This is a genomic window from Parasphingorhabdus sp. (assembly GCF_965233695.1).
GTDB lineage: Bacteria > Pseudomonadota > Alphaproteobacteria > Sphingomonadales > Sphingomonadaceae > Parasphingorhabdus.
In genome coordinates, this window is record NZ_OZ247497.1 from 982,279 (window position 1) to 994,435 (window position 12,157).

General features: G+C 50.8%; 10 protein-coding genes. 5 read left to right on the forward strand and 5 right to left on the reverse strand.

Annotated elements, in window-relative coordinates; all coding sequences use genetic code 11:
• Position 1: 1 nt before the first annotated feature.
• The 5 genes from ACO6S1_RS04550 (at position 2) to fcl (ending at position 5,349) form a co-directional block, all read left to right on the forward strand.
• The gene (locus ACO6S1_RS04550) at positions 2 to 895 is read left to right on the forward strand and encodes an FkbM family methyltransferase (RefSeq protein ID WP_422345144.1); all 894 of its coding nucleotides are present in this window, start codon (positions 2 to 4) and stop codon (positions 893 to 895) included.
• Positions 895 to 1,623 (forward strand): FkbM family methyltransferase, encoded by a 729-nt coding sequence (locus ACO6S1_RS04555; protein ID WP_422345145.1) that lies wholly within the window; start codon positions 895 to 897, stop codon positions 1,621 to 1,623. The genes ACO6S1_RS04550 and ACO6S1_RS04555 overlap by 1 nt, the downstream gene beginning before the upstream one ends.
• Position 1,624: 1 nt before the next feature.
• A complete protein-coding gene (locus ACO6S1_RS04560; protein WP_422345146.1) occupies positions 1,625 to 3,115 on the forward strand; it encodes a hypothetical protein in 1,491 nt (496 codons plus the stop codon).
• A 190-nt stretch (positions 3,116 to 3,305) separates the two neighbouring features.
• Positions 3,306 to 4,391, forward strand: a complete 1,086-nt coding sequence (gmd, locus tag ACO6S1_RS04565; protein WP_422345147.1) for a GDP-mannose 4,6-dehydratase — start codon at positions 3,306 to 3,308, stop codon at positions 4,389 to 4,391.
• Between the two features lie 4 nt (positions 4,392 to 4,395).
• The gene (gene fcl / locus ACO6S1_RS04570; protein WP_422345148.1) at positions 4,396 to 5,349 is read left to right on the forward strand and encodes a GDP-L-fucose synthase; all 954 of its coding nucleotides are present in this window, start codon (positions 4,396 to 4,398) and stop codon (positions 5,347 to 5,349) included.
• Positions 5,350 to 5,380: 31 nt separating this feature from the next.
• Here the strand turns inward: fcl and wecC are convergent, their stop codons facing one another.
• The 5 genes from wecC to ACO6S1_RS04595 form a co-directional block, all read right to left on the reverse strand.
• Positions 5,381 to 6,616, reverse strand: coding sequence for a UDP-N-acetyl-D-mannosamine dehydrogenase (wecC, locus tag ACO6S1_RS04575; RefSeq protein WP_422345149.1), 1,236 nt, complete (start codon positions 6,614 to 6,616; stop codon positions 5,381 to 5,383).
• Between the two features lie 40 nt (positions 6,617 to 6,656).
• The gene (wecB, locus tag ACO6S1_RS04580; RefSeq protein ID WP_422345150.1) at positions 6,657 to 7,775 is read right to left on the reverse strand and encodes a non-hydrolyzing UDP-N-acetylglucosamine 2-epimerase; all 1,119 of its coding nucleotides are present in this window, start codon (positions 7,773 to 7,775) and stop codon (positions 6,657 to 6,659) included.
• 228 nt (positions 7,776 to 8,003) lie between these two features.
• A complete protein-coding gene (locus ACO6S1_RS04585) occupies positions 8,004 to 9,182 on the reverse strand; it encodes a hypothetical protein (RefSeq protein ID WP_422345151.1) in 1,179 nt (392 codons plus the stop codon).
• Between the two features lie 19 nt (positions 9,183 to 9,201).
• A complete protein-coding gene (locus ACO6S1_RS04590; RefSeq protein WP_422345152.1) occupies positions 9,202 to 11,376 on the reverse strand; it encodes a GumC family protein in 2,175 nt (724 codons plus the stop codon).
• 38 nt (positions 11,377 to 11,414) lie between these two features.
• Positions 11,415 to 12,059: a polysaccharide biosynthesis/export family protein gene (locus ACO6S1_RS04595; RefSeq protein WP_422345153.1), complete on the reverse strand. Its 645-nt coding sequence runs from the start codon at positions 12,057 to 12,059 to the stop codon at positions 11,415 to 11,417.
• Positions 12,060 to 12,157: the final 98 nt, after the last annotated feature.

A 12,157-nucleotide genomic window follows, 5' to 3' on the forward strand; every position in this document is an offset into this window, starting at 1 on the left:
AATGAAAAACTTTCTCTCCTTGTTATTCTACAATCTCTCGTTCCTGTTTCGTGGACACAGTCGGGAGAGGTTGATCGAGCGCTCGATTGCATCAAAACCGTCTGCCAGCCCGGCGCTCGGACGAACGCATTTACTATCTCCACCGCTGAAGGGTTACATAGCTGATCGGGCAATGATGTTCCTCTTATCCCGCGCCGCAAGAGTTTGGCAGAATCGCAGCAATGAAAAGGCCTGGCCACCGTTTTTTTTCCAAATGGTAAAAGACTGGCCTGATAGCCGCGCACAGCTGTTTCAGGACATCTGGGCCTTGTCTGAGCTGGATGGCAAACGCGATGGCTTCTTTGTCGAATTCGGTGCGACCGATGGACTGGAGAAAAGCAACAGCTACCTCCTAGAAAAAAAATATGGCTGGGGCGGGATTCTCGCTGAACCCAATCCCGACTGGCACCAGTCTTTGCGGGCCAATCGCCCAGGGTCGACGATCGTCGAAGAGTGTGTCTGGAAAGAAACTGGACAAACCCTGCACTTTCAAATTGCAGACAATGCCGAGTTGGCTGGAGTGGTTAGTAGCGCACAAACAGATCGTCATAATCGTAATATCATGCGAACTATATCGGTGCAGACAATCTCTTTGATCGATCTTCTGAAACGCCATGATGCACCCGCCGAAATCGATTTGCTGAGTATCGACACCGAGGGCAGTGAAGTCGATATATTGGCTGCATATCCGTTTGAAACAGGTCCAAAATTCCGGCTTATCGCTGTCGAGCATAACTATATTCAAGAGAAGATTGATGCTCTCGACGCCTTGCTGGAACCATGGGGATATCAACGTGTTCTTATTGAACATTCAGCCTTCGATGCCTGGTATGTGCGCAACAGGGATGCCAATTGATGATCCGCCGGGCCATCGGTGCAGGGCGCCGCGCCGCCATCAAAGCCAAGCTCCATACGCTGTTGATGCATCATCCGCCGCTTGAAAGCCGGTGTATCCGGCGCGCAGAAAAAATGGGGCTGGACACCGTCATTGATGTCGGTGCCAATCACGGTCAGTTCGCCTCTCGCATTCGCGCTCTTGGCTGGAACAGTGTGGTCTTATCTTTCGAACCGCTTGCGGAACCCTTTGAATCGCTGCAACGCATGGCCGAGAAAGATCCTTCACATCAGGCTTTTCGCTTTGGTTTGGGTGAGGAGAATACCGAGCCGGTTATGAATGTCGCCTCGAACCATGGAGCGTCAAGCAGTCTTCTGGAATTTGATCCGCTGCTCGAAAAATCCTTTTCGATTACCACGACTGCAAAAGAGAAGGTCGAAATCCGACGCTTGGACGATGTCGCAGAAAAAATGAAACTCGCGCCCGAAAAATGCCTGCTGAAGATCGACACCCAAGGATTTGAACAGCAAGTTCTGAAAGGCAGTGGTAAGTTTCTGGATCAGATTCAGATGCTGTTTCTTGAGGTGTCCCTGCGCCCGGTATATAAAAACGAGCCGCGCTTGTTCGAGATGCTGAGCTTCCTGGACTCCCTCGGGTTCGAAGTCCGGGATGTGGAGCCCTCGGTCTTCGACTCACCGTTCCGCCCCTATCAATGCGATATTCTGTGCCTGCGGAAAGGCGCCGATTGAAGTGGCATTAACACCGGGTCGGTGGGCGGGGCTGAACGTCCCAGCCGGGCTGGCTGCCCTGATAGCGCAAAGCGCGTCAGTATTTTTCGTGCTCTGGTTGATCAGCGATCGACTGGGTCTGGAAGAATTGGGTCTTTATTCCCTGCTAATCGGTAGTCTGACGATATTATCGCTAACCGAATTTGGCATTGGCACCAGCATGGTGTCTTTCTCTCAACGCCCCGAGAACGAACGGCGAAAGGGTTTCAGTCACTATTACAGCACCGCCTTGTGGACCTCTTCCGCCGTTGCCTTGACATGTATCGCGCTCGTCTACTGGCCAGTGGACCTGTTTCTAGTCTCTCAAATGACGCGACCGGATTTGATTCTCGAATTGCATCGATGCTTGCCGGCTACACTGTTGACCGCCGCGGTTATCGCAATCGGCAAAGTGCCGATCAATGCATTGAACGGACTGGATCATTTTGCACCGATGCAAACGTTGCGAGCGGGTTCTTACTTGTTGCTGCCTCCGCTGGCTTATATCGGCGTTATCGAACTCGGCCTCTATGGCGTCATTCTTGCTCGTTTGCTCGTCGAAATCATCCTGACCGCTGCCTCGCATGTACTGGTTTGGAATACTCTTCCTGGGCTGCACTTGTTGCCACGCTGGTTCGGCAAGAGCGAATTGAAGGAAATGCTGGGCGTATCGCTGAGCTTTCAGACCTCCTCGATTATCCTGATATTGTTTGAGCCTCTAGCGAAAGTGGCTTTGAGTATGTCTGGCTCGCTAGTTATTGTCGGCCAATATGAAGTCGCCGCTCGTATTACTGGCTTCACCAAAGAGCTGTTCATCCGTCCGATGGCTTTCCTCGGTGGGATATTTTCTCGAAACAAAGGGAAGGCAAACGTTAAGACAACCGCCGCGTTGCTGCACGATCTAGCACTGATTTCGATCCCGATGGCGGCGCTTTCTTTCGCATTTGTACTTGCCTTTCTGCCGCTCAGCGGTGACATAATGCTGAATGGCCCAGTGGATTTCTACATGTTGGCTTCGCTGTGCCTTGGGATCGGCTGGGCCCTCTCCATTTGCGCGGTAGGGCCATATTTTTACTGCATCGGGATCGGTAATAATCGCCCAAACCTTGAAAGCGCGATAATTATATCTTTCGGCTCTGCCGCTTTCTCGGTTGTCGCAGTTCTTTTGAATTCTATATGGTTGGTGCCGCTCGGTACAGGACTGAGCCTGCTCGTTGGCGAAATATATCTCGTGGTGCGAGTCCGCTACTTCGTTCGGTTTTCGCTATCACCTATGGGCCTCATCAAAGCCGGTCTGTCGGCCTTTGTCATTGCCGCGCTCGGTGGCGCCATCCAAGCACTTGATGATCAGTTACTTCGCGATACCGGTCTGCCAGCGAGGCTAGTCATCATTGCAGGTTTGCTGACCGCATTGGGGGCAGCGACCATAGTGGCCAATCGCGCCGTTTTAAAACGGGTACTTGGCCAAAGATAGCAGCCATGATTGGCTTCTGCCTCGACCTTACTTCGCTTTTGCGGTCAAAAGGGGGGGGGCTCCAGAAAATGGCACTTTCACTCTCGAAATATTTGGCGTATGCGCACAACGCTGCTCGCTTCGAGCTAAAGAAATCACCCAAATCACACTCTCTATGCCACCCCTATTTAATGACTAAGTGCAGGAAAACATGATGGCGAAAACCGCTTTGATTACCGGGATTACAGGTCAGGATGGAGCCTATCTGGCCGAACTTCTTCTCGCCAAGGGCTATGAAGTGCATGGCATCAAGCGCCGGTCTTCCAGCTTCAATACCAGCCGAATCGATCATTTGTATCAGGATCCGCATGAGAGCAACGTCCGCATGACGCTCCACTATGGGGACATGACTGATGCAACCAACCTGATCCGGCTCGTCCAGGAAACCCAACCTGATGAAATCTATAATCTTGCGGCCCAATCCCATGTCCAGGTAAGTTTTGAAACGGCAGAATATACGGCCAATTCGGATGCGCTTGGAACGCTCCGCTTGCTGGAAGCGATACGTTTGCTCGGCCTGGTTGAAAAAACACGCTTCTACCAAGCATCTACCTCCGAACTATATGGCAAGGTTCAGGAAGTCCCGCAGAGCGAAACCACACCCTTTTATCCCCGCTCCCCTTATGCGGCGGCCAAACTTTACGCCTACTGGATCATCGTGAACTACCGTGAGGCTTATGGCATCCATGCGTCCAATGGTATCCTGTTCAATCACGAAAGTCCCATTCGCGGAGAAACTTTCGTCACCCGCAAGATTACCCGCGCCGTTGCAGCCATCAGTTTGGGACTGCAAGATAAGTTGCATTTGGGTAATCTCGATTCCAAGCGAGATTGGGGCCATGCGCGTGACTATGTCGAAGGCATGTGGCGCATGCTTCAGCAGGACACGCCAGACGATTACGTTCTGGCCACCGGGGAAACCCACGCAGTCCGTGAATTTGTAGAACTATCTTTCGCGGAAGTCGATATCACCATAGTCTGGACCGGAAGCGGCGTTGACGAAAAAGGAACAGATGAAGCAACCGGGCGCGTTCTGGTTGAAGTTGATCCTCGTTACTTCCGTCCAACCGAAGTTGATCTTCTGATCGGTGATCCAACCAAAGCCAAAGAAAAGCTTGGCTGGGAAGCGACCATATCGTTTTCGCAGCTTGTGCATCAAATGATGGAAGCCGATCTGGAATTGGTGAAGCGCGAAGCAAAATATCGCCGACTTGATGAAGAGCGCGGGAAAGGGTGAACTCTTGACCAACGATGCTCTCTTCAGCCTGGATGGAAAGCGGGTTTTCATCGCGGGCCATCGCGGTATGGTTGGTTCAGCCATCGCCCGTCGATTGGAAAACGAAAACACAAATATCCTCACCGTGAATCGTAGCGAAGTCGATCTGGTCCAACAAGCCCCGGTGGAGCAATGGATGTCGCAAAACCGACCGGATGTCGTGATTCTGGCGGCGGCTAAGGTCGGTGGGATTTTGGCGAACGCCAACTATCCCGCCCAATTTCTATATGAAAATCTGATGATCGAATCCAACGTAATCCATGCGGCACAACAAGTCGGAGTACAGAAGCTTGTATTTCTTGGATCAACGTGCATCTATCCGAAACTGGCTGATCAACCGATCAAGGAAGAATATCTCCTGACCGGACCATTGGAACCGACAAATGAATGGTACGCAATTGCTAAGATCGCTGGCATCAAATTGTGCCAAGCCTACAGAAAACAATATGGCAGCGATTTTATTTCGGCTCAACCGACCAATCTCTATGGGCCCGGTGACAATTATGACCTGAACAATAGCCATGTCCTGCCAGCCCTATTGCGCAAAGCGCATAACGCGAAATTGGATCAGGCAGATGAGATGGTTGTCTGGGGTTCAGGAACGCCTTTGCGTGAGTTTTTGCATGTCGATGATCTGGCAGATGCCATCGTGCATTTGACCAAATATTATTCCGCCGCCGATCCGGTTAATGTCGGTTCAGGGGAAGAGATCACCATAGCGGATCTTGCTGGCCTGGTCTGTGAAATAGTGGGCTTTGAAGGAAAGCTGGTTCTGGATAGTTCGAAACCGGACGGGACACCGCGGAAATTTTCCGATACAACACGTTTGCGCCAATTGGGTTGGGACAATGCCCGATCGTTGAAAGACGGCGTGGCGTCGACCTATAGAAGCGCTCTAGCCGACAAACTGTTCGACTGACTCGGCTTTGCGAACGGATAACACTGCAAGGTTATCGGGTAAGTCCGCAGGCATCAAATATCTGTGCGTTGGTCTTGGCTTCCTCACCAATTCGCAGAAAATGATCATGAGCCGTTAGGAAAACAATAATGTCTGCATCGGCAATCGCGCTGTCGATATCATGATTTTGTAACCCCCGATCAATAAGGCTTTGCGGCAAAGCGGTTACATAGGGTTCGCTTAGCTTGATCTGACCGAAATTCAGATCATGCAGGATCTGGACCACCTCCACAGAAGGGCTCTCTCGAAGATCATCAACATTGGGTTTGTAAGCCAGACCCATACACGCGATCACCGGATTGTCAAAATCCCGGGCCAGACGGACAACTTGATCGACAACCCAGTGGGGTTTGGCATCATTGACTTCGCGGGCAGTACGGATCAATCGGGCTTCCTCAGGCGCGGTGTCAACAATGAACCAGGGGTCAACAGCAATACAATGCCCGCCCACGCCGGTGCCCGGCTGCAATATGTTAACCCGTGGATGTCGATTAGTCAGCGCGATCAGTTCGTAGACATCAACTCCAAGTTTCGCAGAAATGACAGAGAGTTCGTTCGCGAAAGCGATATTCACATCCCGAAAGGAATTTTCGGAAAGCTTGCACAATTCCGCAGTGCGCGAATTTGTCACATGGCATTCACCTTTCACGGCATGCTGATAAAATTGGACCGCCATCGCGCTGCTGTTCGGGGTGATGCCACCGATCACCCGATCATTCTCAACCACCTCCTGAATCACATTGCCGGGCAGGATGCGTTCCGGACAATAAGCCAGCCCAATATCCCCTTCGACGCTCCCCATTTCGGGGATGTCGAGATCCGGCCGCGCGTCTTGCAACCATCCGGCCAATTGCTCGGTCGCTCCTACCGGAGATGTGGATTCCAATATTACCAGATTGCCGCTTGCAAGCAGTGGAGCGATCATATCGGCGGCCGATTTGACATATTTCAGATCAGGCGCCTTGCCTTCCTTGAATGGCGTCGGAACTGCAATGACAAAAACGTCGCTCGCTTCAACCTGCGTTGACGCGCGCAGGCTGCGATTGCCGACTACTTTCTGCAGCAGGGCGTCCAAACCCGGCTCGACTATGTGCGCCCTACCGCTATTGATGGTTTCAACTACCATTTCATCCACATCGACACCAATAACGGTCAGTCCGGAATTAGCAAATACCGCTGCACTGGGAAGGCCGACATAGCCAAGACCGAGAACCGAAATCTGTGTCATAAATATTCCTTTGGAGTTCGAAGTGGGCGCCCATGAGCGCTCAGGGCGTCTTTGCCAGAACTTCAACAATTCGAGCCGCAGCCTTACCATCCCCATAGGGATTATGCGCCATCGACATGGCAGAGTACATTACCTGATCATCGAGCAGTTCGGATGCGTGTGCGATTAAACCCTCCGTATCGGTGCCAATCAATCGCACCGTACCGGCATCAATCGCTTCGGGCCGTTCGGTGGTATCGCGGGTCACCAAAACCGGCTTCCCAAAGCTCGGTGCCTCTTCCTGCAAACCGCCAGAATCCGTTACGACAAGATCGCATGCGTCAAGTAACCATACAAATGGCAAGTAGGACACAGGATCTATAAGAAACACATTATCAACATCTCGAAGAACTTTATCAGCAACCTTCCGCACTTTGGGATTAAGGTGTACCGGGTAGACAATCTGTACGTCACCGCGTTGACTGAGCCGCGCCAATGCCTGACACACACGTTCAATTCCGCCTTGATGGTTCTCTCGGCGATGGCCGGTAACCAATATCAGTCGTTTGGTCTTGTCGAGAAATGGAAATTGCGCCTGACTCTGGTTGTTCAAGCTGATGTCATCATTCAGTCGCGCCTTGGTCATTAGCAAGGCGTCAATCACAGTGTTGCCGGTGACATGAATGTTGGCCGCTGCAACATTTTCTTTCAGCAAATTGTTGCGGGATAATTCGGTCGGCGCGAAGTGATGGGTCGCGAGCCTCCCGGTTATCTGTCGGTTCGCTTCTTCTGGCCAAGGCGAATGCATGTTGTGGGTGCGCAAACCTGCTTCAACATGAGAAACCGGGATGCCAGCATAAAAGGCTGCGAGTGCGGCCGCTGTTGATGTCGTCGTATCTCCGTGCACTAGGACGTGATCGGGCCGGATATCCTCCAAGACAGCTTCAAGACCTTGCAAAACTGCCGTGGTGATATGGGTCAAGCCTTGACCGGCTTTCATGATCTTCAGATCGATATCCGGAGAAATGTCGAACAAGCTGTTTACTTGCTGCAACATTTCCGCATGCTGTCCGGTCACACATACTTTGGCCTCGAACCGTTCATCGGCTTCCAGAGCTTTTACCACGGGCGCCATTTTGATGGCCTCCGGTCGTGTGCCAAAAACGCTCAATATTTTCATGGAAGAACCTTTTGACTGACGAAGAATAAGGGTTAGTTTCGATTGCAGCGAATATCAATCGATTAGAAACAGGATATATCACACTGCCTTTGTAACTTTGCATTCCGATAATTGAAGGGTGGATAATATTGCACTCACACAAGAACAAGGGTCGCATGGAAAGCTACCTCATTCCAAATGATCGCAGTCCGTTAATCCAGGGGACAGTATAATTTCAGAGTTTCGGAACTAGGAGGCTGTCAGTGATAGTCGATTAAGCCCGACATCGAACCCGGTTCCGTTGTCTGTCGACCGGCCTCCAATATCGAACCAGTAATATTCACACGAACTCCCTTTGTTGCTGATTGTTCTTTCGATCGATTTTTCGGTAACCGGAATTTTTATCCCTTTCGGCCTATTGGGAATTTTTTCGGCGCAGGAAAGTTCCAGATAAAGCACTGCATTACTTGGGATAGTTTGGTTGAATTCCGCGTTCAACTTCAAAACGCGATCCGGTAATTTTACCAGCTGCCGCGCAAACAAGCCGCCCGAATTTTGAATAGCACTTAAACTTAAGCTGTCACGTTGGATGGACGCACCATATTCGCCGGTGGAATATAATCGCCAGTCAAACGGTGGATATCTGCTCTGCACCCCGAAGTCGCTATTGCGGACAATATCACCGGTATTTGCTGATTTCGTCAACAGTTCATAATGTCGTTCGGCACTTTTAAAATAGTAGTTCTGAACCAGCTCATCGATCAAAGCGCCGTCTCTGAAGGCACCCTCCCGTTCATTCGGCTTGTACAAGCGCTGTCGCAACTTCAGAGCGTTAGCAACGAGATCCGGACGCCTTACTACCTGTCCCCAGAACGTGTCGGCCCAAGGCGGATTGGAAGACAAAATGGTTGCAAATGGCTCAACAGCTGCATCATCCGCTAACGCACCCGCCATTACCGGAATGACGACCTCCGAAGCCGAAGAGCTGGTTCGCAACATGGCATCATAATAATTCAAGATGGAACCCATGTCTCCTTTTGCACCGCTGTCCGCTATCAACCATCCCGTCACCAACAGTTGGCGGCGCGACAGATCAAATGCCTTTTCCATCATTTGGCGACGCTTGTTTCCTGACTGGAACAGGGCGATCGTCGCAACCGCCCCCGATCCGGTCGGTTCGGATTTAAACGCTAGCAGAGCCAAATTATAAAAAGCCGGATTTATGCGGGTCGGGAATGTTCCTTGGTCTTTCTGAATCGAGGAACGGACCATCCTCAAAGCCATTGCTTCGGTAGCAAATCCGTTTACCGGTTTAATCGAAACTGCAAGCTCCGGCGTGATCTTTTTTGCAATGGCGCCCAACGCTGTCGTGCCAGACACTACAGCCAACGCAATTGCGATCGCCCAAATAGAAAAGTTTTTCAGCATCCTTCTGGCATGACCCGCCTTACGCCTCCGCCTTGTTCCCATAGCTATATTGATAGGAATAGCCGTAGCCATAGCCTGAGCTCTGCTGTGGTACTTTGGTGACGATACCGCCAAATATGTGAGCGTGCGAACTGCGCACCCGCTGTATCGCCGCTTGAATGCCGCGCATCTTAACACCCCCGGCTTCAATCGTGTAAATCACGCCCTCAACCGCATCTGCTAATAGTGGAATATCGGCAAGGCCCAGCACCGGCGGCGCATCAATGATGACCGTATCGTAAGTTTCTCGCAATTTTTCAATCATTTCACCCATGCGTGGACTACTAAGCAATTCCGCTGCATTCGGAGGTATTGGACCCGCGGACATGATATCAAATTCATAAGCATCTGATTCAACGATGAGCTGCCTCAAGTCATCCGAACCGGACAAATAATTGCTCAAGCCTCCAAGATTTTCTTTAGCCAGCATTTTATGGAGCGAAGGGTTTCGCATATCGCCATCGATGAGCAAGATGCGCTTTCCCGTGCTCGACAATACTGCGGCCAACGCCAATGCCGATGTACTTTTACCTTCATTAGGTCGGGTACTGGTTAAAAGAAACGAACTCGGCACGCCATGGTCAGTGAGAAATGCCAAGCTGGTTCTTATGGAAAGATAAGCTTCCCAAGCCACCGATTTTTTATCGGTCAGGCTTAGCAATATATCTTCCTTCTCGAAATCCGGTATCGAGCCCAGCGGAGCGATGCCAAGTTTTGACTTCAGGTCAGATGGATCTTTTACAGATTGATCAATCTGTTCGAGCACGAACACATAGGCAGCAGCGAGTCCTGTGCCAGCAAGCAAAGAAAGTATGATGTTTACCAACAAGTTTGGACTTGATGGTTTTTCTGGCGGTTGAGCGAGGTCTACAACCGAAATATTGTTTGTGCCAACACCCGCCACGCCGATTTCTTTGTATCGCTGCAATAGACCATCATAAAGTTGCCGGTTTGTATCCACCTCACGCTGGAAGATATTATATTGAATGGAATCACGCCGCTCACCGCTGAACTGACCTTTTAACCGGTTGACCTGGTTCCTCAGCTTCCTTTCGGTTTCGAGAGCTTCCTGATAACGTGCAGAAGTACCTGCGCGGGAACGCGCCTCTTCCGCAGCAATGCTGTCATCCAGCGCATCGATCTGGGATACGAGCGCCAGCGCCGCTGGATATTCAGGCTCGAATTGCACCAAAAGCTTGGCATATTGAGCTCTGACTTTTGCGCGCTCCTCACGCAGATTATTGAGTGCAAAATTGGTCAACGCATTCTTGTTTCCAGAGCCTTGCCGGGCTTCACTCTCTGCCAAAATGCGGTCCGCCGTCGCCTGCGCAAGGGCGGCGTTGAGCGTTTCAAGATTGGCTGACGCCAGTGTTTTTTGCGAAACAGTTCTACCATCGGCATTCTGTTCGGATGACAGAGTGATAATCTCTTTATTGTCGGCATAGGCTGAGAGATTTCGTTCAGAATCCTCCAGTCTTTGCTTCAATTCAGCGAGCTGCTCTTCCAGAAACTTGCGTGCTTCCGATGTCGAGTTAAATCTTCGGTCGAGATTAGAAGCGACAAATTGATTTACCCAGCTATTGGCAATTTCAGCGGATAATTTAGGATCAGGACTACGGAAATTGACATCCACAAGACTCGAAGCCTGAATCGGTGAAATTGCAATATGCTCCTGGAGCAATTCCGTCGCCAGCTTCAGGCGCTGGTTGCGCTCCACCGAAGTATTCGCATTGCTGCCAGCAGAAAGAATGCCTGTGTCATCGGGATCTACGCCAAAAGTTCTGAAAAAGCTGTCTTTGGTCGCCAGATTGCGCGCCCGCACGACCCGCTCTGCCAAGGATCGTGACTCAAGCAGCGCATATTGCGTTTGATAAAATTCTAGATTTTGTCCCGCATTGTCAGAGGATGTTACACCTTCAACATTTGTTACCTTGTCCTGCTCCCGACTAATCTCAATCCGGGAAGTGGACGTATAATAAGGCGTCATCAACAACGTAATTATGATGCCTAATGCAAGGCAGACGACAAGAATAGCAGCAATGGCGATCTTGTGCCGCAATATCGTTTGCCAATATTGCTCCAATATCGGAGTTTCATGTGCCGCGTCATCATAGGGGTCATAGCCCAAAGAATCCTGCTCGTTTTTTTCAGTCATATTATCCATCTGATTTGCGAGAACATATTGTTTCTTTCTCAATTTCTGAACAATATGATCAGGGGCGTGGTAAGAAGCGGTGAAGCTTGGATGAGATCGCGGAACAGGCGTCTTGCTTGTGAATCTCCGACAACGATCACATCATTGGCGAAAACTTCCGGATCGCCGTAATTACCGCGTCGGATGGCTTTCAGATTATAGAGCCCCGCAAGCTGCTGGCCATTGACCGTCCGAAAAATCACCACATCATTCAGCTTGGCAAATTCCGCCGCGCCGCCAGCCGTAGCGACTGCCCTCATTAGCGTCATTCGCCCGATGACCGGATATAGTCCGGGCTTGTCAACTTGCCCATCAACTGTGATAACCTGACTGACTGTCTCTTCGAGATTGACCGTGACTTCGGGATTGCGGACGTAGCGTCCTTGTAACCGCCCTTCCAGTTCGTCCGCGAGCTCCCCCGGCGTTAGACCTGACGCTTTGACAACACCGATCAGCGGAAAGGACAAGCGGCCGCTGGCATCAATCTGAACTTCCTTGCTCAGATCCTCGATGCCAAACACATCGATTTTCAACTTGTCGAATGGACCGATCAAATACGGACGGTTGGAACTAAGCAAGTCAAGTCGCGTGGGTTCGGGCAAGCCTTCGCTCGAGACCACCGTGACTTCAGGGCTTTCACCCAAAACAGTTTGCCCACAGGCTGACAAACACAAGGATATTAACAGCAATGAGAGACGCATTTTCATCTTATTACAAATTCCATCATAATTAGGTCCCGTTA